This window comes from Xanthobacter sp. SG618, from assembly GCF_012932745.1.
Taxonomy (GTDB): Bacteria; Pseudomonadota; Alphaproteobacteria; order Rhizobiales; family Xanthobacteraceae; genus Xanthobacter; species Xanthobacter flavus.
Window position 1 is genome coordinate 178759 of the sequence record NZ_JABBHL010000007.1, and the last position, 25752, is coordinate 204510.

General features: G+C 69.0%; 23 protein-coding genes, 1 tRNA gene and 1 pseudogene. 13 read left to right on the plus strand and 12 right to left on the minus strand.

The window, feature by feature from the left end; all coding sequences use genetic code 11:
- Nucleotides 1–66: 66 nt before the first annotated feature.
- The 8 genes from FHT36_RS18815 to hisB form a co-directional block, all read right to left on the minus strand.
- Nucleotides 67–1413 carry a carbohydrate porin gene (locus FHT36_RS18815; RefSeq protein ID WP_169124013.1) on the minus strand — a complete coding sequence of 449 codons (1347 nt, stop codon included), beginning with the start codon at nucleotides 1411–1413 and terminating at the stop codon, nucleotides 67–69.
- A gap of 273 nt (nucleotides 1414–1686) precedes the next feature.
- Entirely contained in the window at nucleotides 1687–2658 is a 972-nt protein-coding gene (gene coaA / locus FHT36_RS18820; protein WP_169124014.1) for a type I pantothenate kinase, read from the minus strand.
- 16 nt (nucleotides 2659–2674) lie between these two features.
- Entirely contained in the window at nucleotides 2675–3001 is a 327-nt protein-coding gene (locus tag FHT36_RS18825) for a phosphoribosyl-ATP diphosphatase (protein WP_024280445.1), read from the minus strand.
- Nucleotides 3002–3136: 135 nt separating this feature from the next.
- Complete coding sequence (gene hisF, locus FHT36_RS18830; RefSeq protein WP_169124015.1) at nucleotides 3137–3910, minus strand: imidazole glycerol phosphate synthase subunit HisF; 774 nt, start codon at nucleotides 3908–3910, stop codon at nucleotides 3137–3139.
- Between the two features lie 7 nt (nucleotides 3911–3917).
- Complete coding sequence (hisA, locus tag FHT36_RS18835; RefSeq protein ID WP_169124016.1) at nucleotides 3918–4655, minus strand: 1-(5-phosphoribosyl)-5-[(5-phosphoribosylamino)methylideneamino]imidazole-4-carboxamide isomerase; 738 nt, start codon at nucleotides 4653–4655, stop codon at nucleotides 3918–3920.
- Entirely contained in the window at nucleotides 4643–5242 is a 600-nt protein-coding gene (hisH, locus tag FHT36_RS18840; protein WP_246702325.1) for an imidazole glycerol phosphate synthase subunit HisH, read from the minus strand. The genes hisA and hisH overlap by 13 nt, the downstream gene beginning before the upstream one ends.
- Before the next feature lie 60 nt (nucleotides 5243–5302).
- The gene (locus tag FHT36_RS18845; RefSeq protein ID WP_169124018.1) at nucleotides 5303–5788 is read right to left on the minus strand and encodes a DUF2628 domain-containing protein; all 486 of its coding nucleotides are present in this window, start codon (nucleotides 5786–5788) and stop codon (nucleotides 5303–5305) included.
- 34 nt (nucleotides 5789–5822) lie between these two features.
- A complete protein-coding gene (gene hisB, locus FHT36_RS18850) occupies nucleotides 5823–6416 on the minus strand; it encodes an imidazoleglycerol-phosphate dehydratase HisB (protein WP_169124019.1) in 594 nt (197 codons plus the stop codon).
- A gap of 168 nt (nucleotides 6417–6584) precedes the next feature.
- Here hisB and FHT36_RS18855 point away from each other — a divergent pair, with 168 nt between their 5' ends.
- The 3 genes from FHT36_RS18855 to hslU are packed head-to-tail and all read left to right on the plus strand — an operon-like array spanning nucleotide 6585 to nucleotide 9326.
- On the plus strand, nucleotides 6585–7376 hold the full coding sequence (locus FHT36_RS18855; RefSeq protein WP_169124020.1) for an alpha/beta fold hydrolase: 792 nt from the start codon (nucleotides 6585–6587) through the stop codon (nucleotides 7374–7376).
- 60 nt (nucleotides 7377–7436) lie between these two features.
- Nucleotides 7437–7982 carry an ATP-dependent protease subunit HslV gene (hslV, locus tag FHT36_RS18860; protein WP_024280452.1) on the plus strand — a complete coding sequence of 182 codons (546 nt, stop codon included), beginning with the start codon at nucleotides 7437–7439 and terminating at the stop codon, nucleotides 7980–7982.
- Between the two features lie 36 nt (nucleotides 7983–8018).
- Nucleotides 8019–9326 (plus strand): ATP-dependent protease ATPase subunit HslU, encoded by a 1308-nt coding sequence (gene hslU / locus FHT36_RS18865; protein ID WP_169124021.1) that lies wholly within the window; start codon nucleotides 8019–8021, stop codon nucleotides 9324–9326.
- A 6-nt stretch (nucleotides 9327–9332) separates the two neighbouring features.
- Here hslU and FHT36_RS18870 read toward each other — a convergent pair whose 3' ends face one another.
- Nucleotides 9333–10718, minus strand: coding sequence for a sigma-54 dependent transcriptional regulator (locus FHT36_RS18870; protein ID WP_169124022.1), 1386 nt, complete (start codon nucleotides 10716–10718; stop codon nucleotides 9333–9335).
- Nucleotides 10719–10846: 128 nt separating this feature from the next.
- The gene (locus FHT36_RS18875; protein ID WP_169124023.1) at nucleotides 10847–12721 is read right to left on the minus strand and encodes a tetratricopeptide repeat protein; all 1875 of its coding nucleotides are present in this window, start codon (nucleotides 12719–12721) and stop codon (nucleotides 10847–10849) included.
- 262 nt (nucleotides 12722–12983) lie between these two features.
- Between FHT36_RS18875 and FHT36_RS18880 the strand changes: the two genes are divergently transcribed.
- Nucleotides 12984–14339 carry an aspartate aminotransferase family protein gene (locus tag FHT36_RS18880; protein WP_169124024.1) on the plus strand — a complete coding sequence of 452 codons (1356 nt, stop codon included), beginning with the start codon at nucleotides 12984–12986 and terminating at the stop codon, nucleotides 14337–14339.
- 207 nt (nucleotides 14340–14546) lie between these two features.
- Here FHT36_RS18880 and FHT36_RS18885 read toward each other — a convergent pair whose 3' ends face one another.
- Together FHT36_RS18885 and FHT36_RS18890 are read right to left on the minus strand one after the other, a co-directional pair.
- On the minus strand, nucleotides 14547–14699 hold the full coding sequence (locus tag FHT36_RS18885) for a DUF3309 family protein (protein WP_168460109.1): 153 nt from the start codon (nucleotides 14697–14699) through the stop codon (nucleotides 14547–14549).
- Nucleotides 14700–14826: 127 nt separating this feature from the next.
- Nucleotides 14827–16725, minus strand: coding sequence for an aminopeptidase P family protein (locus FHT36_RS18890; protein WP_169124025.1), 1899 nt, complete (start codon nucleotides 16723–16725; stop codon nucleotides 14827–14829).
- Between the two features lie 130 nt (nucleotides 16726–16855).
- On the opposite strand from FHT36_RS18890, the gene FHT36_RS18895 reads away from it, so the two are divergent.
- The 9 genes and pseudogenes from FHT36_RS18895 to FHT36_RS18935 all read left to right on the plus strand — a co-directional run bounded on the left by FHT36_RS18895 (nucleotide 16856) and on the right by FHT36_RS18935 (nucleotide 25745).
- Nucleotides 16856–16930, plus strand: a tRNA-Gly gene (locus FHT36_RS18895).
- Nucleotides 16931–17244: 314 nt separating this feature from the next.
- Nucleotides 17245–17626: pseudogene (locus FHT36_RS18900) on the plus strand (DUF932 domain-containing protein); the annotation flags it as partial.
- A 187-nt stretch (nucleotides 17627–17813) separates the two neighbouring features.
- Complete coding sequence (locus tag FHT36_RS18905; RefSeq protein ID WP_169124026.1) at nucleotides 17814–19166, plus strand: LLM class flavin-dependent oxidoreductase; 1353 nt, start codon at nucleotides 17814–17816, stop codon at nucleotides 19164–19166.
- A gap of 31 nt (nucleotides 19167–19197) precedes the next feature.
- Nucleotides 19198–20439, plus strand: coding sequence for an acyl-CoA dehydrogenase family protein (locus FHT36_RS18910; RefSeq protein WP_169124027.1), 1242 nt, complete (start codon nucleotides 19198–19200; stop codon nucleotides 20437–20439).
- A 29-nt stretch (nucleotides 20440–20468) separates the two neighbouring features.
- On the plus strand, nucleotides 20469–21926 hold the full coding sequence (locus FHT36_RS18915) for an FAD-dependent oxidoreductase (protein ID WP_169124028.1): 1458 nt from the start codon (nucleotides 20469–20471) through the stop codon (nucleotides 21924–21926).
- A 40-nt stretch (nucleotides 21927–21966) separates the two neighbouring features.
- Entirely contained in the window at nucleotides 21967–22857 is an 891-nt protein-coding gene (locus FHT36_RS18920; protein ID WP_169124029.1) for an ABC transporter permease, read from the plus strand.
- A gap of 58 nt (nucleotides 22858–22915) precedes the next feature.
- Nucleotides 22916–23641, plus strand: a complete 726-nt coding sequence (locus FHT36_RS18925; protein ID WP_203196329.1) for an ABC transporter ATP-binding protein — start codon at nucleotides 22916–22918, stop codon at nucleotides 23639–23641.
- 34 nt (nucleotides 23642–23675) lie between these two features.
- Nucleotides 23676–24701 (plus strand): PhnD/SsuA/transferrin family substrate-binding protein, encoded by a 1026-nt coding sequence (locus tag FHT36_RS18930; protein ID WP_210257860.1) that lies wholly within the window; start codon nucleotides 23676–23678, stop codon nucleotides 24699–24701.
- 24 nt (nucleotides 24702–24725) lie between these two features.
- A complete protein-coding gene (locus tag FHT36_RS18935; protein ID WP_169124032.1) occupies nucleotides 24726–25745 on the plus strand; it encodes a nitrate ABC transporter substrate-binding protein in 1020 nt (339 codons plus the stop codon).
- Nucleotides 25746–25752: the final 7 nt, after the last annotated feature.

The following is a 25752-nucleotide window of genomic DNA, read 5'->3' on the forward strand; positions in this document are numbered from 1 at the left end:
GACCCCGCATGACCGTCCGTCGGGGCCGTTCCCCCAGCCGTGAACTGATGACGTTCGGGCGGCCCCTCAGAAGGCCACCGTAGTGCGCAGGCCCACCACCCAGGCGTTTTCGTTGACCGGCGAGGAATAGCCGCCGGGATCGATGACGTACTGCAACGAGGCCTTCAAGTTCAGCCAGCCCGTTGCCTGGAAGCCGTAATAGGCTTCCAGCACATATTCGTTGTGCTGCACGTAGCCCGGGCCGAGACCCAGCCAGTTGGCCTCGGTCTGCGCCGTCGCGAGCCGTGGATTGATGCCGGTCGTTCCGATGGCGAAGCCGATCTCGTCGTCGGGCCGGCCTACGAACGTGCCGTGCTGCTGAAGCCCCCATGCCACCTGATAGAGCGTGGTGGAGGTCCGCGGGTCGGCATAGGTGAAGTTGAAGAAGCTCCACAATCCCTGCTTCGGGTTCGGCCCCTGGGCATTCCCCGTCAGCTGCTGGATGACGGAAACATAGAAGCCGTAGCGCCCATAGTCCTGAGCATAGGGAAGCCCCGATATGAGCTGGGGCTGGCCGTTGATGCTCGTGACGGCGTTATCGGCTGTCGCGGTGTCGAACCATCCGCCGATCTTGTAGGTGCCCGACAGATTCCAGAGCGTCGGAGTCCATTTCAGCTCCAGGGGCACCAGCGCCCCCTCGGAACCGGACGGCCAGCTGGGCAGCAGTGCCCATTTCGCCTGAACCGACAGGTAGGTCTGATTTTCGTCGTAGACGGCGGCCGAAAATGTCAGGTCATCGGTGAGATGGACCTTCAGGACACCGCCCCACTGGCTGACCGGCCAGTTGAAAATATAGTTTCCGACGATATTTCCCGGAACCGAGCCGCAGAAGGTCAGATTGATAAAGTCGCAGCGCTCGAAGCCGAAATCGGCACCGACGGCGAGGCGGCCGACCTTGATGTCTACGGCGCCGTCGAACAAGGCCTGATTGTAGTGGAAGTCCACGAGGCGAACGATATTGCCGCGGCCATAGACTTCGTTCAGCAGCATCAGCGCCGGAATGTTGGCGACTTCCGCGAGGTTGTCGCCCCAACGGCCCACCAGCGTGATGCCGAACGTGCCGCCGGTGATGTTGGCCAGCTTCTCCATGTCGAAGAGGGCCTGGATAGAGGCCTGGCCCGCATTGGCGCCCGTCTGCAGCGTGCCGCCCGAAAGATTCCCAACCGTCTCGTTGACCAGCCCGCCGGAGATGTCGATCCCCAGCTCCTTCAGCCGGCTCCGTCCCAGATCCCCGAAGAAATAGGGTCGGGTCTGGAAATCGTCCTGTGCGACGGTGGACGCCGCGGTGCCGCCCGCCGCAAGATCGCCCGCGAGCCCCGGAGTTGCGGCGGATATCAAGAGCGCGGGAATGAGAGCGAGCCGCGCCTGCACCATCCGGCCGCAGGCCCGGCGACGTCGATCCTCAGATCGCTCCGGACGCCTCATCCGCCCTATTCCCATCCAGAGAGCCTACAGAAAACGCAGAATCGCCTGCGTAGAATGCACGTTTTCGCGCCTGTCGGACCTGTCTGAACGAAAAGAAGAGCTAAATACCAACGAGGTCGCCGCTCCGTTACCACTCCGGCCAAGCTTCGACACTGGACCGCAGGTTCATGCCGACAGAATCACGGCGAACGGTCCGTCACGCGCCCGTCCGGGCGCACCGTTTCACAGCCGCCTGAGACTCACCTCTGCTATTTCGTGGCGGCCCGCCTTGCGCAGGATGAGGTCGGCGCGCTGGCGGGTGGGCAGGATGTTATCCTGCAGATTGACGAGGTTGATCCGCCGCCAGATGGACAGTGCGGTCGCCTGAGCCTCGTCGTCGGAGAGCTGCGAGTAGCGGTGGAAGTAGGAGAGCGGGTCGGTGAAGGCGGTCTCGCGCAGGCGCATGAAGCGCTCCACATACCAGCGCTCGATCACGTCCTCGTCGCCGTCGATATAGACCGAGAAGTCGAAGAAGTCGGAAACGAAGGGAATCGCCTTGCCGTCCTTGGGCGGGCGCGTGGTCTGGAGCACGTTCAGCCCCTCCACGATGAGGATGTCCGGCCGGTCGATCTCCACATACTGGTCCGGCATCACGTCGTAGAAGAAATGCGAGTAGAGCGGCGCGCGCACCGGCCGGCGGCCGGCCTTGATGTCGGTGAGGAAGCGCAGCAGCAGGGCGACGTCGTAGCTCTCGGGAAAGCCCTTCTTCTCCATCAGCCCCTCGCGCTCGAGGATGGCGTTGGGCAGGAGGAAGCCGTCGGTGGTCACGAGGTCCACCTTGGGCGTGTTGGGCCAGCGGGCGAGCAGCGCCTGCAGCACGCGCGCGGTGGTGGACTTGCCCACCGCCACCGAGCCGGCGACACCGATGATGTAGGGCATCTTCTGTTCGCCCGCGGCCTCGCCCTCCCGATGGTCGAGGAAGTGGCTCATGGCGCGGTAGAGCTTCTGCGTCGCCGCCACATAGAGCGAGAGCAGGCGCGACAGCGGGAGGTAGATCTCCTCCACCTCCTTCATGGAGAGGCGGACGCCGAGGCCTTCCAGCCGCGCAATCTCGTCCGGCCGCAACGTCATGGGCGTGTCGCGGCGCAGCTTCGCCCACTCCTCGCGGGAGAAGGAGCGATACGGGGAGAGGCCGGGGTCGATGGGCCGGTCCATGATCGCGATGTCTCTGTCAGGCGGTGGGACGGGCGGCTTTTTCGGCGAGACCGGACTGGGCGGTCCTCCGCGCAAGCTCGGCATGGATGTCGGCGAGGCTCACGCCACGGGCCTTGAGCACCACCATCAGGTGGTAGAGGAGGTCGCTCGCCTCACCCACCAGGTCCTTCTCGCTGCCGGAGACGGCGGCGATCACCGTCTCCACCGCCTCTTCGCCCAGCTTCTGGGCGCATTTGGCGACGCCCTTGTCGAGCAGGGAGCGGGTGTAGGAGGCGCCGGCGTCCGCCGAGGCCCGCGCCGCGACGATGGCTTCGAGATCGGCGAGGGAGAAGCTGTCGCTCATCGGGTCGGCCCCACAGGAAGGGTCAGGAACGAAGGCACTGAAGCATTTTCAGCGACTTGGGGAGCGGTTCGCATCAATAAAATGCGAAAAACGGGTTAACCGGGAGCGCTGCGGTATCGCCACCCCCGGCGCGGCTCAGTCGAGCCGTACCGGAAGACCAGCCTCGGCCAGCCGGTCCTTGGCCTCGCGCACCGTGAAGGTGCCGAAGTGGAAGATGGAGGCGGCGAGCACCGCCGAGGCGCCCCCGTCCCGGATGCCTTCCACCAGATGATCGAGGATGCCGACACCGCCGGAGGCGATGACCGGCACATGCACCGCATCCGCCACCGCGCGGGTCAGCGCGCAGTCGAAGCCCTGGCCGGTGCCGTCGCGATCCATGGAGGTGAGCAGGATTTCGCCGGCGCCGAGGTCCACCACCTCGCGGGCATACTGGATGGCGTCGATGCCGGTCGGGTTGCGTCCGCCATGGGTGAAGATCTCCCAGCGGTTCTCCTCGCCCGGCTGCGACACCTTCTTGGCGTCGATGGCCACGACAATGCACTGCTCGCCGAACTTCTCCGCCGCCTCGCCCACGAAGGCGCGGCGGTTCACGGCAGCGGTGTTGATGGAGACCTTGTCGGCCCCGGCGTGCAGCAGGGTGCGCACATCGTCCACCGTGCGCACGCCGCCGCCCACGGTGAGGGGCATGAAGCACTGCTCGGCGGTGCGGCGCACCACGTCGAGGATGGTGCCGCGGTTCTCGTGGCTGGCGGTGATGTCGAGGAAGGTGAGTTCGTCGGCCCCGGCGGCGTCATAGGCGCGCGCGGCCTCCACCGGGTCACCGGCGTCGCGCAGGTCCACGAACTGGACGCCCTTCACCACGCGGCCGTCCTTCACGTCGAGACAGGGGATGACGCGGACCTTCAGCATGGCGCACCTATCGTCCCGCCACCAGCGCGAGAGCCTCGCGCGGGTCGAGCCGCCCATCATAGAGCGCCCGGCCGGTAATGGCGCCTTCGAGCTTCTTCGCGCCCGGCGCCAGCAATCCCTCGATGTCGGCGAGGGAGGCGAGGCCGCCGGACGCGATCACCGGCAGCGAGATGGCCTCGGCCAGCGCGATGGTGGCCTCGAGGTTCAGGCCCTTCAGCAGGCCGTCGCGGGCGATGTCGGTGTAGATGATGGCGGCGACGCCGGCATCCTCGAAGCGGCGGGCGATGTCCACGGCCGCAAGGTCCGAGGTCTCCGCCCAGCCTTCCACGGCGACCCGCCCGTCGCGGGCGTCGAGGCCCACCACGATGCGGCCGGGATGGGCCTTCGCCGCCGCCTTCACGAAGTCCGGGTCGCGCACCGCGGCGGTGCCGAGGATCACGCGGGTGACGCCCTTTTCCAGCCAGCCTTCCACCGTGCGCATGTCGCGGATGCCGCCGCCGAGCTGCACGGGGATGGAGACCGTCTCGAGGATGCGGTCCACCGCAGCCGCATTCACCGGCTTGCCGGCGAAGGCACCGTCGAGGTCGACGAGATGCAGGTAGCGGAAGCCGAGGTTCTCGAACTCCTCCGCCTGGGCGGCAGGGTCGCGGTTGAACACGGTGGCCCGCGCCATGTCGCCCTGTTCGAGGCGCACGGCGAGGCCGTCCTTGAGGTCGATGGCCGGAAAGAGGATCACGGATGCCACTTCAGGAAATTGGCGAGGAGCGCGAGGCCGAGGGTCTGGCTCTTCTCGGGATGGAACTGGGTGCCGGCGACATTGTCCCGCGCCACCGCGGCGGTGATGGTGCCGCCATAGTCGGTGGTGGCGAGGAGGTCGATGCCATTCGCCGGCTTGAGGTGGTAGGAGTGGACGAAATAGGCATGGAGCCCGGACGCGCCGGTGGGAATGCCGGCGAGCAGCGGGTGCTCGCGCGCGATTTCCAGCGTGTTCCAGCCCATGTGAGGGATCTTGAGGGTGGGATCGTTGGGGGTGATGCGGTCCACCTCGCCGCGGATCCAGCCGAGGCCCTCGGTGACGCCGTGCTCCAGCCCGCGCTCGGCGAGAAGCTGGAGACCCACGCAGATGCCGAGGAAGGGACGCCCCCTGCCCTTCACCGCCTCGGTCATGGCCTCCACCATGCCCGGCACGGCATCGAGCCCGGCGCGGCAGTCGGCGAAGGCGCCGACGCCCGGCAGCACCACGCGATCGGCGGTGCGCACCACATCCGGGTCGCTGGTGACGATGACGGTCTGGCCGGCATCATGGGCGAGGCTCTGCGCCGCGCGCTCCATGGCCTTGGCGGCGGAATGCAGGTTGCCGGAATTATAGTCGATGATGGCGACGGTCACGCCTCAGGCTCCCGGAAAGGCGCCGATGACGCCGGGTGTGCCGCCCGGAACCGGGAAGGACGGGCGGATGGCGGGAAGGGCGGAGGCGGCGCGCGGCGCCGGGAACAGTCCGTCCCATTCCCCGAAAAAGCGGTGTTCCGCCTCGTCCCGGTCGGCGGCGACCACCACGGCGGCCTCCTCATAACCCAGGCGTTCCAGCTTGCGCTGCCGCAGGCGCGGCAGTTCCAAAGCGAGGAGGACGTGGAAGCCGATCATCACCGCGTTGCCGACCCCATCGGCGACGCCGGCCCACACTTCCGCGAGGCCCATGACGACCGTCACCGCCACATAGGCGGCGAACACCAGCCACAGGCGGAAGCGCAGCAGCACGATGGGGGCGAAGAACAGCGTCACCCAGGAGAATTTCTCGCGCACGAACACGGTGCGCCCCGCCGCCTGCTCGGCGGTGTCGCCGGGGACGCTGCGGGTCAGAACGGTCCAGCTGGCCATGGCTGCCTCGTCTCCTGCCTCGTCTCTGCCCGCCTCAGGTGCCCAGGGCGCCCTTGGTGGAGGGAATCTCCCCCGCCGCCGCCGGGTCCACCGCCACCGCAGCGCGCAGCACCCGGGCGAGGCCCTTGAAGCAGCTTTCCGCGATGTGGTGGGCATTCACCCCGTACAACGTCTCCACATGCAGGGTGACGCCGGCATTGGAGGCGAAGGCCTGGAAGAATTCCCGCACCAGCTCGGTGTCGAACTCGCCGATCTTCTGCGCCGCGAACTCGGTGCGGAAGACCAGGAACGGACGGCCGGAAATGTCGATGGCGACGCGGGTGAGCGTCTCGTCCATGGGCAGGAGCACGTCGGCATAGCGCGTGATGCCGCGCATGTCGCCGAGCGCCTTCCTCACCGCCTGGCCGAGGACGATGCCCACATCCTCGGTGGTGTGGTGGAAATCGATGTGGAGGTCGCCCACCGCCTTGATATCCAGATCAAAACGAGCGTGACGGCCGAGCAGGTCCAGCATGTGGTCAAGGAAGCCGACACCGGTGGACACGCTGGTCCGCCCCGTCCCGTCGAGGTCGACGGCGAGCGTGACGCGGGTCTCCTTGGTCTCGCGGACGATTTCGGCCTTGCGCATGGAACTCCTCCAAGGCTGCGGCTTCTATCAGCAACCTCGCTGCAACGCCATATGGCGATGAAATGACAGCGCGCGCGACGGAATGCTCCGCCTTTCCCAGCGTCACCCGCCTCGCGCGGACGCGCCATCTATGGCATAGCGCACCCGTCAACCCGACGGGGATCGCCGATGCCGACGACGCACAATGACGGGCTGGAGCTTGCGTATCAGGTCAGCGGCGAAGGCCCGCCCCTGCTCATCATCTCCGGCCTTTCGGCCGAGCGCTCCTTCTGGGCCCTGTCGCGCCCGCTGCTGACGGGCTTCACCCTCATCGAGTTCGACAACCGGGACATCGGCAAGAGCCAACGGGCCAAGGCCGCCTACACCGCCGCCGACATGGCCCGCGACGCCCTCGCCGTGCTGGATGCCGCGGGCTTCGAGAAAGCGCACGTCATCGGCCATTCCATGGGCGGCATGATCGCGCAGGAGCTGGCCATCGCCGCGCCGAAGCGGGTGAACCGGCTGGTGCTGTCCAACACCATCGCCCGCAATGATCTCTACACCACCGAAATCATGCGGCTGTTCAAGGAGCTGCGGCTCCAGCTCGACAACGAGCTGACGTTCGGCGCAGCGCTCACCACCTTCGTGCTCGGCATGCGCACCCTGAACAAGATCCCGCTTTTTGCGGCGGTTCAGCAGTCGCTGGACGCAGGCCTCTACCAGGAGAAGGACGCCTTCATCCGCCAGGTGGGAGTCTGCGTCGGCTTCGACAGCCTCGCCCGCATCGGCACGATCACCGCGCCCACCCTCGCCATCTATTGCGACGACGACCGCGTGTTCTCCCCGGCCATGGTGCGCGAGGTGGCGAACGGCATTCCCGGCGCGAAGCTCGACGAGATCATCGACAGCGGCCACTGCCCCATGGTGGAGGCGCCGGAGAACTTCTGCACCACCGTGCGCGCCTTCCTCAACGGAAGCTGAACGGGAGGCGAGTTGCGTCAGCCGCGGAAGCGCATAAGTAAGCTCCAAGCGGAGCACTTCATGCATTCCCCTGATACCATTTATGGCACCACCATCGTCACCGTCCGCAAGGGCAACCGCGTCGCCATCGCCGGCGACGGGCAGGTCACGCTCGGCCAAACCGTGCTCAAGGCCAATGCGCGCAAGGTGCGCCGGCTGGGCCGGGGCGACGTGATCGGCGGCTTTGCCGGCGCCACGGCCGACGCCTTCACCCTGTTCGAGCGGCTGGAAGCGAAGCTGGAGCAGTATCCCGGCCAGCTGCAGCGCGCCGCCGTGGAACTCGCCAAGGACTGGCGGACCGACCGCTATCTGCGCCGGCTGGAGGCCATGATGATCGTGGCCGACGCCTCGGTCTCCCTCGTCCTCACCGGCACCGGCGACGTGCTGGAGCCGGATGCGGGCGTGGCGGGCATCGGCTCGGGCGGCATGTATGCCCTCGCGGCCGCGCGCGCGCTCCTTGATCGCGAGGAGGATCCGGAGGCGATCGTGCGCCGCTCGCTGGAGATCGCGGCCGACATCTGCGTCTACACCAACCGGAACATCGTCGTGGAAACCATCGGGTCCTGAGCAGCCCCGCACCCCGCGATAAGGACAGCTGATTCCATGAGCGACTTTTCCCCCCGTGAGATCGTCTCCGAGCTTGACCGCCATATTGTCGGCCAGGGCAAGGCCAAGCGCGCGGTGGCCATCGCCCTGCGCAACCGCTGGCGCCGGCAGCAGCTCGACGAGAGGCTGCGCGAGGAGGTTCTGCCCAAGAACATCCTGATGATCGGCCCAACCGGCGTCGGCAAGACCGAGATTTCCCGCCGGCTCGCTCGGCTTGCCGGCGCGCCCTTCCTGAAGGTCGAGGCCACCAAGTTCACCGAGGTCGGCTATGTGGGCCGCGACGTGGAGCAGATCGTGCGCGATCTCGTGGAGGTCGGCATCGGCCTGACCCGCGATGCCAAGCGCAAGGACGTGCAGGCGAAAGCCCACCTCAACGCCGAGAACCGCGTGCTCGACGCCCTCGTCGGCGCCACCGCCTCGCAGGCCACCCGCGACGCCTTCCGCAAGCGCCTGCGCGCCGGCGAGCTCGACGACAAGGAAGTCGAGATCGAGGTAGCGCAGGGCCAGCAGGGCATGCCCATGTTCGAGATTCCCGGCATGCCGGGCGCGCAGATGGGCGCCATCTCGCTGGGCGACATGCTGGGCAAGGCCTTCGGCGGCCGCTCCAAGCCGCGCCGCGTCACGGTGAAGGAGGCCCATCCCCTTCTTCTCACCGAAGAGGCGGACAAGCTGATCGATCAGGAGGCCATCACCCAGGAGGCGATCCACGCCGTCGAGAACAACGGCATCGTCTTTCTCGACGAGATCGACAAGATCGCCGGGCGCGAGGGCCGCTCGGGTGCGGACGTCTCCCGCGAGGGCGTGCAGCGCGATTTGCTGCCGCTGATCGAGGGCACCACCGTCTCCACCAAGCACGGCTCGGTGAAGACCGACCATATCCTGTTCATCGCCTCCGGTGCCTTCCACGTGTCCAAGCCGTCGGACCTGCTGCCGGAGCTTCAGGGCCGCCTGCCCATCCGGGTGGAGCTGGAGGCGCTGACCCGCGCCGACTTCGTGCGCATCCTCACCGAGACCGAGGCGAGCCTCGTCAAGCAGTCGGTGGCGCTCATGGGGACGGAAGGCGTGACGCTGGACGTGACGGCGGATGCGGTGGAGGCCATCGCCGATGCCGCGGTGGAGGTGAACTCCAATGTGGAGAACATCGGCGCCCGTCGCCTGCAGACGGTGATCGAGCGCGTGCTCGACGACCTGTCCTTCTCCGCGCCCGACCGCTCCGGCGAGACGGTGGTGGTGGATGCGGAGTATGTGCGCTCGCGCGTCGCGGACCTCGCGAAGAACGCCGATCTCAGCCGCTTCATCCTCTGAGGCGGCTCACGACAGCCGCGTGCGCTCGCCCCAGGCCAGTTTCTTGCGGTAGAGGGTCGAGGGGCTGAGATCGAGGGCGGCGGCGGCGAGCGAGATGTTGCCGTCGAAGGCGGCAATGGCCGCCTCGATGGCGCGCCGCTCGATCACCGCCAGTGGCTCGACCCGGCCGTGCCACGCATGGCCCTCGGACCAGCCCTGGATGAACACTTCGGGGCTGCGGCCGGGGGTGTCCGCCTCGGGCGCGGCTGGCTCGGCCAAAAGACCGGGCGGAATGGTGCCGCCTTCGCTCAGGATCACCACCTGCCGCATCAGGTTCTGCAGTTCGCGTACATTGCCGGGGAAGCGACGGGCGCGCAGCGCCTCCACCACCTCGGGCGTGAAGCGCGGCATGGGCCGGCCCTCTTCTCCCGCGAAACGGGCGAGGAAGGTCTCCGCCAGAAGCAGCACGTCGTCGCCGCGTGCCCGCAGCGGCGGCAGCGCCAGCGGCAGCACCGCCAGGCGGTAATAGAGATCTTCCCGCAGGCGGCCGGCGCGCACCTCCTCCAGCGGGTCCCGGCTGGTGGCGCAGACGAGGCGCACGTCCGCCTCCCGCTCCGCCACCTCGCCCACGGGGCTGAACCGCCCCGTCTCGACGAAGTGCATCAGCCGGGCCTGGCAGGCCGGCTCCATCTGCGTGATCTCGTCCAGGTGGAGCGTGCCGCTCTGGGCGCGGTCCATGGCGCCGGCGTCCTCGCGGCCGAACAGGGCGACTTCCATCAGCTCGGCGGGAATGACGGCGCAGTTGAGCGCGACGAACGGCGCATCACGCCGCGATGATGCGGCATGGACCGCCGCAGCTACCAGATCCTTGCCGGTGCCGCTCTCGCCGGTCACGAACACCGCCGCGCGCGAGGCGGCGAGGCGCTCGATCTGGGCGTAGACCGCCTGCATGGCCGTCGAGCGCCCGTAGAGACCACAGAAATCACCCCCGCGCGGCAGGGGACGGGCCGCCCGGCGGCGGCGCTCGGGGCGGCGCGCCGGAGTCGCGGCCAGCAGGCGATCCATCACCTCCTCGACCACGAGCGGCTTCTGGACCACATCGTCGGCCCCTGCCCGCATGGCGGCGACGGCATCGGTCACCGAGCTTTCGCTCAGCGCCACGACCAGCGTGCCGACAAATCCGCTGGCGCGGATGCGGCGCACGGCATCTTCCGGATCAACGGTGCCGACGAGGGCAGAGGTGCAGCGGGGCAGAAGCGCCAGCGCGCCGGCGACGTCGGCCGCCTCGATCATGTCGAGGGAATCGCGACGCGCCAGCGCCGCCCGAACCGTGGCGCGCACGGCCGGATCGGGATCGCAGATCAGCAGGCGGGTGGGCCCGCCGGTGCGTCGGGCGATGGAAAACTGGGACATGGAATGTGGATCGCGGGCAAAGAACATCCCTGGAAGTAGACGCCGGACAGCGTAAAGGAAGCCTTGCCGCCCGCACAACCCATTCTCGATGTGTGGCTTCCGCCCGCCCGGTCACGCTGGCGCGCCGTTCAACCCCGCGGCGGCTTGCCCACGCCTGCCTCGGCGGAGAGGCCCGCGCTCTCCAGCGCCGCGAGCGCGCGCGAGGCGTGATCCTTGGACGGCAACAGGCGCGTCACCAGCCGGCGCACGCCATCGGCGCCATCGGACGCCTGATGCACCATCAGGTTGACCACGTCCCGCTCCTCGCTGTGGCGCCCGAGGGCGTGAAGGCTGAGGGCGAGCGCGATGCGGTTTTCCACCGTCGGATGCAATGTCAGCTGGGGCAGCATGGCCTGCGCCGCGATCAGGTCGCCCCGCAGGAAGGCGGCGAGCGCCAGATAGGAATCGCGGAACGGCGTCGCCACGGCACCCTCCCGGCGGGCATTGGCGAGCAGGGCCTCGCCCTCCGCGATCCGCCCGGCGCCGATGAACACCACGCCCACCGTCGCCGCCACGTCGAAATCGAGCGGATTGAGGCGCAGCGCACGCTCGGCCGTCGTTACCGCCTCGTCCGGCTCGCCGGCGAAAAGCTGCACCAGAGCAAGCGCGCGGGCGGCATAGGCACTGGCGGGGGCCAGCTCCACGGCGCGCTCGGCCTCGTCCAGCATCACCTCAAGCTCGGCCTCCGAGGGGGCCGGGGTGTCGTCATGCAGGGTGCGCTGGAGCTGGGTCTCGGCGCGCACCGCGTGGCCCAAAGCGAAGGCGGGGTCGCGACGGGTGAGCTCGGCGAGGCACTCGTCCACATTGATGCCGCGCGTCTCCTGCCGGGTCTCGGCCTTCATTTCCGGCCGCGTCTCCTGGCTGTCGCTGCGCCTCTGGGCGGCGGCGGCGGCCACGCAGCCATAGCCGGAGGCGGGAGCCCGGGCGAGCGCCTGCGCCCGCGCGCGAACCTGCACCACGCCATAGCCTTCCATCACCGCGACGGCGACGTCATGGATCACGCGCTGCTCGCTCTCCGCGAGCTTTCCGGCGCCGGACAGGCCGTCCAGCATGGTCGACCAGACGATGGAGCCGTCGCAGCGGTCGGTGAGACGCACGGCGAGGGAGAAGGTGCCGTCCGGCCGGCCTTCGGCGAGGCCGGCGAGAGAGAAGACCGAGCGTGGCACCTTGGCCGCACAGGCTTCGGCGACCGCGCCCTCATGGATGTCGGCGCCAGCGGCGCGCACCTGGGTGAAATCGAAGCGGGCGAAGGCGTCGCGCATCCGCTCCTCGATGGCGCGCAGCTCGGTGATGGACGGCGCCCCTTCGCCGGACGCCTCGAAGGTGCGGACCTCGACCAGCGGAAGCCGGATGCGGTCCGCCGTCGCGGCAGCGGACGCCGCATCCCGCGGCACCTTGATTTCCGTGCCCCACAGAGCGAGGCCCACGCCCGCCGTCACCACCACCGCGAGCCCCGCCGCCAGGGCCGGCAGCAGCCGGCGGGGGCGGACGATCTCGGCGGGGACCTCGGTCGATCCCGGCAGCACGGCAGATGCGTCGGGGTCGGCCAGCGCCGCATCATCCGGCCCGCGGACGCGGAACTGGGGCACATAGCCGCCCTTGGGGACGTCGATGACAACGGGATCGTCGGCACCAACGGTCGCGTAATACCGCTCCAGCGCGCGTCGCAGCCGGGTCGCCTCCACCCGGACGATAGGATCGGACTGGGGATCGAAGGACGGTGGACGGCCCAGAGCCTCGACCGCGATGGTGTAGCCCTTCAGCGCGTCGGCGCGACCGTCCAGCGTCGATTCGACCACGAACCGCAGAAAGGCGGCGAGGCGGGGCGAGGAGGCGAAATCGGCCGAGGCCAGCACGCGGTCGAGGGCGGCGCGCACGCCGGCAGAGGCATCGACCGTATCGGCCACGCCTTCCACGCCGGCTTCCACCGCGCTCTCTTCGCCTGCGTCTGCAGCGCTGCTCACCACGATACCGTCCTAACCTACGGTCATGATCTTTGTCGATCAGAACCCATGCACAAGCAAGAGGGCGGGATCATGGTGGGACCGCTCCCTGCGGCAAGCTTCCACCAGCCGGTTCCCACCAGCGGTGCGGACTGCTAGCCTTGCCGCGACGCGACCGCACCCCGAGGCCGCCGGCCGGCAGGTGCCGGAGGCGCGCGACCCCCATTGTGCGCGCTGCCGCGTTGCAAATTGCGCCCTGAAGTCGGCGCGAGAGAGGACCATCATGGCTCTGGACGATCTGGTGACGGACGGCGTGCGCGCGGACAGCGTTCCGAACGACCTCGAAGCCTTCTGGATGCCGTTTACCTCCAACCGGTCATTCAAGAAGCGGCCGCGGCTCGTGTCCCGCGCCAAGGACATGCACTATTACACGCCTGAAGGCCGCCCGATCCTCGACGGCTGCGCCGGCCTGTGGTGCGTCAATCCCGGCCACAATCGCGAGCCCATCGTGGAGGCCATCCGTGCCGGTGCCGCCGAAATGGATTTCGGCCCGACCTTCCAGTACGGCCACCCGAGCGCGTTCCGCCTCGCCACCAAGATCGCCGACCTCGCGCCCGGCGACCTCGACCATGTGTTCTTCTGCAACTCGGGCTCCGAGGCGGTGGACACAGCGCTGAAGATCGCCCTCGCCTACCAGCAGACCATCGGCCAGGGCACCCGTACTCGCCTCATCGGCCGCGAGCGCGGCTATCACGGCGTCGGCTTCGGCGGCATTTCGGTGGGCGGCATGGTGGCGAACCGCCGCACCTTCGGCACCATGCTCGCGGGCGTCGATCACCTGCGCACCACCTACGACCGGGAGAATCAGGCCTTCTCCAAGGGCGAGCCGGAATATGGCGCGCATTTCGCCGACGAGCTGGAGCGCATCGTCGGCCTGCATGACGCCTCCACCATCGCCGCCGTCATCGTCGAGCCCATGGGCGGCTCCACCGGCGTGCTGCCGGCGCCGAAGGGCTATCTCAAGCGCCTGCGCGAGATCTGCGACAAGTATGGCATCCTGCTGATCTTCGATGAGGTCATCACCGGCTACGGACGCCTCGGCTACGCCTTCGCCGCCGAGCGCTACGGCGTGATCCCGGACATGATCTGCTTCGCCAAGGGCATCACGGCCGGCGCCGTGCCCATGGGCGGCGTGATCGCCCGCAAGCCCATCCACGACGCATTCATGAAGGGGCCGGAGCACATGGTGGAGCTGTTCCACGGCTACACCTACTCGGCGCATCCGCTCGCCTGCGCCGCCGGCCTCGCAACGCTCGACCTCTACGCGAAGGAAAACACCTTCACCCACGCGCTGGCGCTGGAGCCCTTCTTCGCCGATGCGGTGATGTCGCTGAAGGACAAGCCAGGCGTGCTCGACATCCGCACCGTGGGCATCACCGGCGCGGTGGACTTGGCCCCGCGCGCCGGCTCGCCCGGACTGCGCGGCTACGAGGCGCTGGAAAAGGCCTTCCACGAAGAAGGCTTCATGATGCGCATCGCCGGCGACACGCTCGTCATCACCCCGCCCCTCATCATCTCGAAGGATCAGGTGGGCGAACTCGTCGAGAAGCTCGGACGGGTGATCGAGAAGACCGCTTGACGCCGGACGCCTCCGGACACAACCTGGCCGCCGGTCCGCATGTGAGTGCGGCCGACGGCCAGGTGCGCACGGCCGCGAAGCAGGGGCGTCAAGCTCGCGAGCCGCACATTCGCGGTCTCGGGGTCGGAGACAGTGCGGATTGAGGTTTAGGGCGCGTCGCGCCGCAGGCGTGGCCGGCTCAGGCCGAAGCTAGAGCCGGCCGCAGGACTAGAGCCGCCCTGTGAGTGCCAGTACGATCACGATGATCAGAAGCACACCCACGATACCGCCGGGTCCATACCCCCACCCGGAGCTGTAGCCCCATGTCGGCAGCGCGCCGACGAGCAGCAGCACGAGAATGATGATGAGGATCGTGGACATCGGCGGCCTCCCATTCTGTCGGGTGGAGCCACGCTCCACCTCGCGCATCTGGTAACGCGCACGAGGCCTTGCAGTTCCTTGTCTTGTGGCGGACCGCCCGACACTCTGCGGGCGATCCGGCCGACGCCTAGAGCGGCGCCGTGGCTCCGGCGAGCCAGTCGACGCTGCCTTCGTCCACCAGCGGCGCGAGGGTCGCGCGGACCTCGGCGTGATAGGCATCCACCTGCGCCCGCTCGGTGCCGGTGAGGAGACGCAGATCGATCAGCCGCCGATCGTAGGGCACCAGCGTGAGGGTCGAGAAGCCGAAGCACGGCCGCTCGCCCGCCTCCACCGGGCGGTCCTCCACGAGGATCAGGTTCTCGATGCGGATGCCATAGGCGCCGGTGCGATAGAAGCCCGGTTCGTTGGAGAGGATCATCCCCACGGCCAGCGCCAGATGGCCGAGCTGCGAGATGCGCGCCGGCCCCTCATGCACGGAGAGCCCCGCGCCGACGCCATGACCGGTGCCGTGATCGAAATCGAGCCCGTTCTCCCACAGGAACTGCCGCGCCAGCGGATCGAGCTGGGCCCCCGTGATCCCCTTGGGAAACACCGCGCGGGTGAGGGCCAGATGGCCCTTCAGCACCAGCGTGTAGTGGCGGCGCATGTCCTGCGTCGGCGTGCCGACGGCGAGGGTGCGGGTGATGTCCGTGGTGCCATCCGGATATTGCGCGCCGGAATCGAGGAGGAACAGCTCGCCCGGATGGATCGCCCGGTTGGTCTTGCGGGTGACCCGATAATGCACGATGGCGCCGTTCTCCCCCGCCCCCGCAATGGTCGGGAAGGAGATGTCGGTGAGACAGCCCGTGGCGCGGCGGAAGGTCTCCAGCGCCTCCACCGCGTCGATCTCGGTCAATTTGCCGGTGGGCGCCTCCCGGTCGAACCAGGCGAGGAAGCGCACCAGCGCCGCGCCGTCGCGCACATGGGCCGCGCGCATTCCCGCGATCTCGGCCGGGTTCTTCGAGGCCTTGATGAGGGAGATGGGGTCGGCGCCCTTGTCGGCGAGGCCGCCTGATGTCTCGATGAGCGTGGCGAGGCGAACGGGTGCGGTGGCCTGATCAACGCGGATGCGCCGGCCCTTGCCGTTGCCATTCTCCCCCTTGGCGAAAGCGGCGAGCACGCGGTCGAGGTCGCCCACGCCGTGCAGGCGGGCGTGGCCGGCGAGGGCCGCGCGCACCTCATGGGAGAGCTTCAGCGCCTCGAGGAAAAGATCGGGCAGCCCCTCGCGCGGCACGATGCACCAGGCGAGCGGCAGCGGCGTGTGCGCCACGTCCCCGCCGCGCATGTTGAACAGCCAGGCCGCCCCGTGCGGATCGGAGACGAGCACGCCGTCCAACTTCTCCTCGGCGAGCTTCTCCTGCACCCGCCGGAGCTTGGTGGCGGTGTCCTCGCCGGCGACGGAGAGGTCGAGCAGGCGCACCGGCTCGCGGGGCGGCGCCGGCCGGTCGGGCCAGATGGGATCGAACGGATCGGCCTCAAGCGGCGCGAGGATGCCACCCGCCGCCGCCACCGCCTTCACCAGCCGCTCGCGGCCGTCGATGGTGGTGCGCCACGGGTCGAAGCCCAGCCGAGCGCCACGCGGCAGATGGTCTTCGATCCACTTGTCCGGCCGCGTCTGCGACAGCGGCACAACGGTGAAGGCCGTCTCGTCCACCTGCGCGGGGGCCTGGAGGGTGTAGCGCCCGTCCACGAACAATGCGGCCTCCGTCGGCAGCACCACGCAGGTGCCGGCCGAGCCGGTGAAGCCGGTGAGGTAGGCAAGCCGCTCCTCGCAGGCCGGCACATATTCGTTCTGATGGGCGTCCGCGCGCGGGATCACATAACCGTCGAAGCCGAGGCGCGCGAGCTCCGCCCGCAGCGCCGCCAACCGCGCCGGCCCCTCGGCGCCATCGGCGAGATCGTCGAAGGTCTGGAAGTGCGCCTTGAACGGGGGATGGCCGTGGGATGCGGGATGAATAGGGGAATGGGCAGAAGACGGGGACGTCATGGGCGGTGCGCCGGGCAATCGTTGAAATCCCGCCGACCATAGGAGCCCGGCCGCACCACGGCAACGCAGTGGGTATTTCGCGAAACGCCCTTGATGGGCAACCCCGCATCCGATTATGGTCGGCGCCTGCGCGGGCGTAGTTCAGTGGTAGAACGACAGCTTCCCAAGCTGTATGTCGTGGGTTCGATTCCCATCGCCCGCTCCAGTTTCTCTCAAGACAATCAGATGGCTTGCAAACGCCCTGCGGGGCGTTTTGTGCTGTCCGGTCGCAGATCGACTCTCTCGGTAAGCCGGCGGTAAGCGCGGCAGGGAAAGCCGTGGTGCGCTCCCGCGTAGGCGACCGTCCTGCCTGGCCGGTCGGCGCCAGCCCGGAACGGGCGGCACGGCTGTTCGGCATGCCTCCCACCGCTTGCGGAACGCACCCCGTCGTCCGTCGAGAGCGAGAGGCTGGCCGGGTTTGCCATGACGGGTTGAGGGCCGGGAGAGAAGCTTTCGGCGACCGTCATGGAGTTTGGTCCCATGACCGAGGTTCAGGTTCTCGCAGGACACCGCGATGCGGCGGGCGGGTACAGGGTCGACGCGAGCCGCGGCGACCGGATCGGCCGAGTGTCATCCGAGTGGTTCTCCCGCCCGGCGGACGAGCGCTATCTGTCCCTGTCTGAGGCGTCAGCTCCCAGTCCCCTAGGCCGGCATCAACCTGCAGCATGGCATGCTTGCCCACCGCGCCGAGCAGGTGAAGACACTGGAGGTGGAAGACGGCCGGGTTGAACTCCGGGCCGTGACCGGCCCTGACTACGGCCGCATCTATGATCATGAACTGGTGGACGCTGTGCGACGCATCGCCGGCAATGGCACCGGCGACACCCTCTGGAAGGTCCCCGGTGTACTCGACGGGTATACCCCGCGCCCTGAACGGCCCGCACCGCCGGCCCGGGTGCGGCCGGCGGTGCATCTGGCCCGGCCTGCACGATATTTCCATTAAATTTATAGACAAACTCATTTGTGATCGTAGAGTAGCCGGCACCGATTGGCCGGCCCCGTTTCCAACGTGAGTCCCCGGCCGGTCTCCGCCCTTCGGGAGAGACGCCATGGCCCCGCGCCAGCTGCACCTGAACGTCAACACCCTCAATGCCGGCTTCTACAGCTCGGCCTGGCGTGCGCCGTCGTCCGATCCCCGCGCCTATGCCGACATCGCCCATTATGTGAAGGTCGCCCAGATCGCCGAGCGCGGCACCTTCGACGCCATCTTCCTCGCCGACGTGCCGGCCTTCTCCGACCGGCCGGACCTGCGCCCCTTCCAGGCGCTGGAGCCGACCATTGTGCTGGCGCACGTCGCCGCCGCCACCGAGCATCTGGGCCTGATCGGCACCGCCTCCACCAGCTTCAACGACCCCTACAATCTCGCCCGCCGCTTCGCCTCCCTCGACATCGCCAGCAATGGCCGTGTGGGCTGGAACATCGTCACCACCGCCGATGCCTCAGCCGCGCGCAATTTCGGCACCGACGAGCTGGAGGCCCACGCCAATCGCTACGAGCGGGCCGACGAATTCGCCGACGTGGTGACGGCTCTGTGGGACAGCTGGGAGGACGACGCCTTCATCGGCGACAAGGCTACCGGCCGATTCATCGACACCGCCAAGGTCCACCCCATCGAGCATCGCGGCCGGCACTTTTCGGTGCGCGGGCCGCTCAACGTGCCGCGCTCGGTGCAGGGCCGGCCGGTGCTGGTGCAGGCGGGCGGATCGGCGGACGGCATCCGCCTCGCCGCGCGGCATGCGGAAGCCATCTTCTCCGTCGCCCACACGCTGGAAGAAGCCCTCGCCTTCTCGGGCTCGGTGCGCACCCAGGCCCGCACCTTCGGCCGCAGCGGCGACGACATCGTGATCCTGCCCGGCCTCGCCACCATCATCGGCTCCACCGAGGCCGAGGCGCGCCGCCGCGAGGAGGAATTGTGGGCGCTCACCCCCGGCGATTACGGGCTGCGCCGCGTTGCCGGCATCCTCAAGGTGGACCCCTCCTCCCTCGACCTCGACGGCCCGCTGCCTGAGGTGGCGCGCCCGCTGGACGGGATGCAGACCTTCTTCGACGCACTGGTGGGCGCGGCCGACCGCGAGAAGCTCACCGTGCGCCAGCTCATCCGCCGCTTCGGCGGCTCCACCGGCCACCGGGTCATCGTCGGCACGCCGGAAGCCATCGCCGACGACATCGAGGCCTGGTTCACCGCCGGCGCCGTGGACGGCTTCAACCTGATGCCCGACGTGCTGCCCGAGGGCCTCGAAGTCTTCGTCGATCACGTGGTGCCGCTGCTGCGCAAGCGCGGGCTGTTCCGCACCCATTATTCCGGCCGGACGCTGCGGGAGCATTTCGGCCTGCCCCGCCCCGCCAGCCGCTTCGCCCCCGGCACGGCGGTCTCCGCGCCGCGTGTCGCCGCCGGCCGCTGAGCTGCCCATCATCCCGAGGATCCATCCGTCCATGAGCCAGATCGAAGACGCCTGGGGCGCCGGCCCCACCGACCGCTACGAGGAACTCGCCAGCCGGTTCCGCCCCATCTTCCGCGATATCCGCGACAGCGCGGTGGAGCGCGAGCAGACCCACCGCCTGCCCCGCGCCGAGATCGCCGCCCTGAAGGAGGCCGGCTTCACCACCCTGCGCCTGCCCAAGGACGAAGGCGGCTTCGGCGCCACCTTGCCCGAGCTGTTCAACCTGCTGATCGAACTGTCCGAGGCGGACAGCAACGTCACCAATGCGCTGCGCGCCCATTTCGGCTTCACCGAGGAGGTGCTGAACTCGCCCTTCAAGGACTATCGCGACCGCTGGGTGAAGCGCATCGCGGCCAAGCAGACCTCGGGCAGCGGCTTCACCGAGGGAGCGGACAATGCGGTCGGCCACTTCAACACCCGCATCGTGCGCGACGGCGACCGGCTGCGCCTCGACGGCCAGAAATTCTACACCACCGGCTCCCTCTTCGCCGACTGGATCAATCTCGGCGCCGAGGACGAGGAGGGCAATTTCATCCTCGCCCAGGTGCCCACCGGCGCGCCCGGCGTGAGCATCGTCGACGACTGGGACGGCTTCGGCCAGCAGCTCACCGCCTCGGGCACGGCCAAGTTCGACAACGTCACCCTCTCCGACGACCTCATCAATCCGCAGCGCAAGCGCTTCCGCTATTCGGTCGCCTTCTACCAGCTGGTCCACCTCGCCACCCTCGCCGGCATCGGCCGCGCGGCGGCGGGCGACGTGGCGCGGCTCGTCTCGGTGCGCAAGCGCGTGTTCAGCCACGGCAATGCCGACCGCGCGGGCGCCGATCCGCAGATCCTCCAGATCGTCGGCAAGGTGCGCGCCAGCGCCTACGGGGCCGGCGCGGTGGTGCTCAAGGCGGCCGAGGCGCTGCAGCGGGCCTATGACACCCGCGAGCGGGAAACCTCCGAGGGACAGGACGTCTCGGTGGCCGTGGCGGACCTCGAGGTGAACCAGGGCGTCACGGTGGTGACCTCCCTCATCCTCGATGCCACCTCCCATTTGTTCGACGCGCTGGGCGCCTCCTCGGCGCGGCGCGGCGTGGGCCTCGACCGGCACTGGCGCAACGCCCGCACCCTCTCCTCCCACAATCCGCGCGTCTACCGCGAGCGCATCGTCGGCGACTTCGCGGTGAACGGCACCTGGCCCCCCGGCCCCTACCGCGTCGGCGACGGCATCGCCGCCAAGGCCGGCTGACCGCTCCTCCTCCGTCACGGGACAAGACCATGACCACGCCCGCCACCCCCGACATCAACGCCCTCGCCCGCTTGGCCGCGCAGGCTCAGGCCGATCTCGCCCGCATCGGCGAGACCGGCACGGACTGGGTGCCTCCGGCCGAGGGCATCGACCACAATGTGGTGGTGGTGGGCGCCGGCCAGAGCGGCCTTTCCGCCGCCTTCGGCCTCCGGCGCGCCGGCATCGGCCGCGTCAGCGTCGTCGATGCCGCGCGGGCCGGCCATGAAGGCATCTGGCGCGGCCCCGCGCGCATGACCATCCTGCGCACCCCCAAGGTGCCGCCGGGTCCGGAGCTGGGCCTGCCCGGCCTCTCCTTCCAGGCCTGGTACGAGGCGGCCTATGGGGTCGAGGCCTATGCCGCGCTGCCGACCGTGCCGCGCGAGATCTGGGCGGACTATGCGGCGTGGTTCCGCTCGGCGTCCGCCGTCGAGGTGCGCAATGGCGTCACCCTGGCGCGGGTGGAGCCGCAGGAGGGGCGCCTGCGGCTCCACTTCACGGCGGAGGGGAAGACCTTCACCGAGACCACCCGCAAGCTGGTGCTCGCCACCGGCATCGCCGGCTCGGGCGGGCCCTTCATTCCCGATGTGGTGGCGAACCTGCCCGGCCATCTCTACGCCCACACCCACGCCTTCGACCCGAAGGCCCTTGCCGGCCGGCGCGTCGCCATCCTCGGCTCAGCGGCCTCCGCCTTCGATGCGGCGGGCGCGCTGCTGGAGGCCGGCGCGGGGGCGGTGGACCTGTTTTCGCGCGGCGCAGACCTTGCCCGCGGCTCGGCCATGAAGCCGTTCGGCTTCTTCGGCGCGTGGGAGCATTTCCATGCGCTGCCAGATGCCGACCGCTGGGCGGTGATGGCCCATTTCCGCCGCCGCGCCTCCTTCCCGCCACCGGCGGCGGTGAAGCGGGCGGTGGCCCATGCCAACTTCCGCATCCACCTCGACGCCGGCTGGAACGCGGCCGCGCCCCACGGGGACGGCGTGCGCATCACGCTCAATTCGGGTGCGACCTTCGACGCCGATTTCATCCTGCTCGGCACCGGCTATCAGGCCGATGCGCGCCTCTACCCGCCCTTCGCCGATTTCGCTCACTCAATCGCCCGCTGGTCGGACAAGGTGGCGGTGGACGAGGCCGACGCCGCGCTCGCCAGCGCGCCCTATCTCGGCCCGGCCTTCGAGCTGGTGGAAAGCGAGCCGGGCGCTGCGCCCTTCCTCGCCGACATCCACTTCCTCGCCTTCTCGGCCATGACCAGCACCGGGCGCCCGGTGGGCGACATTGCGAGCCTGCGCCACAACATCCCGCGCGCGGTGGCCGCCATCGGCCGCGACCTGTTCGTCGCCGACCGCGCGAAGCACCTCGCCCGCTTCCTCGCCCCGGTGGGCACCGACGACCTGCCGCGCGACCTCTATGCCGGCGCCCTCGCCGCCGGCGACGCTTTGGCCGCCGCCGAATGAGCCGCCACCTGCCCTCATCCATTCGCTCCGGGAAACCGAGATGACCGTCCAGCAGCCCGCGCCCAGCTTCCTCGCCTCCGGCGCCGAACAACCGCCTCGGGGCGTCAAGCTCGATCTGGTGGACCTGAGCCCGCGTGCCGGGCAGACGCTCGCCCGCTCGCGCTTCAGCACGAGCGCACGCTTCGCCTCCCGCGCGCTGGTGCCGGCTTTGCTGCTCGCCGTCTGGCAGGCAAGTTCCAACTTCGGCCTCGTCGCGCCGGAGGTGCTGCCCTCCCCGGCCGAGATCATCGCCGCCTATGCGGAGCTGATCCGCACCGGCGAACTCCAGGCCGCCATTTCCGCCTCCCTCGCCCGCGCGTTGACGGGTCTGGCGCTGGGGGCGAGCGTCGGGCTGGTGCTGGGCCTCTTCGCCGGCCTGTGGCGGGTGGGCGAGGAGCTGTTCGACGCGCCCTTGCAGATGCTGCGGACCATCCCGTTCATCGCCATGATCCCGCTCTTCATCATCTGGTTCGGCATCGGCGAGCAGGCGAAGATCGCGCTCATCTTCGGCGCCACCATCTTCCCGGTCTATCTCAACACCTATTCCGGCGTGCGCGGGGTGGACCAGAAGCTGATCGAGGCGGCGCGGGTGTTCGGCCTCTCCCACGGACGGATCGCCACCCGCGTCATCATCCCCACCGCTTTGCCCTCCATCCTCGTCGGGCTGCGTTTCGCCGCCGGCGTGTCGCTGCTGGCTCTGGTGGCGGCGGAGCAGATCAACGCGCGCTCGGGCATCGGCTTCATCCTCATCAACGCCAACCAGAACCAGCGCACCGACATCATCATCGCCGGCATCATCGTCTACGCCCTGCTCGGCATCGCCATCGACCTCGTGATGCGTGTTGTGGAACGCCTCGCACTGCCCTGGAGGCCCAGCCTTGTCCTTGCATAGCTCCTCTCCCACCGAAGCCGTCGCCCTCGCCGGCCTCGACCTCGCCGCTCCCAAAACGCTGGCCCAGCCCGTGGCAGTACGCCTCGAAGGCGTGCGCCGGGTGTTCGGCTCCCGCGCGGTGCTGGACGGCATCGACCTCGAGGTCCGACGCGGCGAGTTTGTCTCCTTGCTCGGTCCCTCCGGCACCGGCAAGACGACGCTCCTGCGCATCCTCGCCGGGCTCGACCGGGCCGATGGCGGACGCGTGGAAGTCGCCTCCGCCCGCTCCGTGGTATTCCAGGAGCCGCGGCTCGTGCCCGCCAAGCGCGTCTGGCAGAACGTGGTGCTCGGCCATGTGCAGAACCGCGTCACCCGCCGCCTCGCCGCCGCCGCGCTGGAGGAGGTGGGCCTCGGCCGCCACGTGGACGTGTGGCCCAAGACGCTGTCCGGCGGCGAGGCGCAGCGCGTGGCACTCGCCCGCGCTCTGGCCGGCGAACCGAACCTCCTGCTGCTCGACGAACCCTTCGCCGCGCTCGATGCCCTCACCCGCATCCGCATGCACGATCTCGTCGCCCAGCTCTGGCGACGCCACCTGCCGGCGGTGGTGCTCGTCACCCACGATGTGGACGAGGCCATCCTCATGTCCGACCGGGTGATCGTCCTGTCCGGCGGCGGCATCCGCTTCGATGCCCGCGTGCCGCTGGAACGTCCGCGCAAACGTGGCGACGCCGGCTTCACCGCGCTGCGCGCCCGACTCCTCGCCGAGCTGGGCGTCGCCTCCCCCGAGGCCGGCGGCCACGCCTGACCCCTTCCCCAGTTTAGAGTTGGAGCCTTTCCCCGTGACCTCTTCCCCGCGTCCCACTCGCCGCCATCTGCTTGCCGCCGGCGCCGCCTTCGCCGCCTTCCTTGCCGCCTCAGCCGCGTCCGCCGCGTCCGCTGAGGAGCGCGTAAAGCTGCTGATCGGCTACCAGGACCTCACCGTGCCCTCCACCGTCACCACTTCCAAGGTGCTCGAGGGCGCGCCCTATGACGTGGAATGGGTGATCCTGCCCGGCCCGGCGGCGCAGCTCTCGGCGCTCTATTCCAAGAACATCGATGTGGGCCACATGGGCGACACCTCGCTCATCATCGAGCAGGGCAAGGCCAAGGACGAGTGGGTGGAGGGCAATCCTCCGCTGCAGATCATCGCCGGCTGGCGCGCCAATGACGGCAAGTATCCGCCCATCGTCACCGTGGTGCGCACGGATGCGAAGATTGACACGCTGGCCGACCTGCGCGGCAAGAAGTGGTCGTACAATTTCGGCGGCTTCAACTATCTGCAATATGTGCTCACCGGCCTGAAGGCGGGGCTCACGCCGAAGGATTACGAGGCGGTGCAGCTCGGCGACCAGAACGCCAGCGCCGCCGCCTTCAACTCCGGCCGGGTGGACGCCTTTTCCGGCTCCATCGCGCCCGTGGGTGAATCCATCGAAAAGGGCACGGCCCGCGTCCTCATCACCAGCGACGAGCTGGAGATCCCCGCCCTCAACGTCTTCACCGCCCGCGGCGACGTGCTGAAGGATCCGGCCAAGCGCGCCGCCCTGGCCGATTTCCTTGCCCGCGTGCGCACCCACTGGACCTGGTATGCGGACCATCTAGACGAGGTGCAGAAGCTCTATGAGGAGAAGGTGAAGCAGACCCCGGCGCGGGCGAAGCTCACCACCCTCTACCAGAAGGCCACTTTCCAGCCCCTCGACGACAAGCTGGTCGCCCGCGAGCAGAAGATCGCCGACATCCTCACCGAGGCGGGCGGCATCCCGAAGAAGATCAACGTGAACGTTGAGTTCTACCGCGGCTTCAATTCCTCCACCGTCGGCGGCAACTGAGTGGCGCGGAACGGGAGACGACACATGGCAGCCTCTCCTCCACCCGCCGTCGGCCGGCTCTCGCGGCGAACCCTTCTCGCCGCCACCGGCGCGCTCCTCCTCCCCGGCCTGGGTGCCGGTCGGGCGGGCGCGGCGGATGCCAGTCTCAAGGTCGGCTATCAGGACTCGACCCTGCCCGAGCTGGCCCGCGCCTCGGGCGTGTTCGAGGGGGCGCCCTACAAGGTGGAATGGGTCGTGCTGCCCGGCCCCGCCGCGCAGCTCACCGCCACCTATTCGAAGGCCATCGACCTCGCCCATCTCGGCGACACCTCGCTCATCATCGAGCAGGGCAGGTCCGCCGATGGCTGGGCGGGCGGGCCGCCCCTCCAGATCATCGCCGGCTGGCGTAATCTTGACGCGCGCTATCCGCGCATCGTCACCGCCGTGCGCACCCGCACCGGGGCCAAGACGGCGGCCGAGCTGAAGGGCCTTAAATGGGGCTTCAATTTCGGCGGCCTCAACTATGTGCAGTATCTCCTCGCCCGCCGGGCCGGCGGCCTCACCACCGCCGACATCGATCCCATCCAGTTCGGCGATGGCAATGCCGCCGCCACCGCCTTCAATGCCGACCATGTGGACGTCTATTCCGGCCTCGGCGCGCTGGTGGGCGAGGCAGTGGAGAAGGGCCAGGCGCGGATCGTGCTCACCAGCGACGATCTGGACATTCCCGCGCTCGGCGTGTTCGCCGCCCGCACGGACGCCATCGCCGATCCCGTCCGCCGCGCCGTACTGCAGGATTTCGTCGGCCGGTTGGCGCGCTATTTTGCCTGGTATGCGGACAATCTGGATGCGGCCGAGCGCATCTACATCGACAGGGTGAAGCAGAGCCCCGCCCGCGCCCGCTATTACGTGGAGTTCGGCAAGGCCCGGCTGCGCCCCATCGATGCCGAGCTGATCCGCCGCGAGCAGAAGATCGCCGATGCGCTGCTGGAGGCCGGCGCCATTCCACGCGCTATCGATGTCTCGTCCGAGTTCAACACCACCTTCAACGCCGCCGTGAACTGAACGGCGC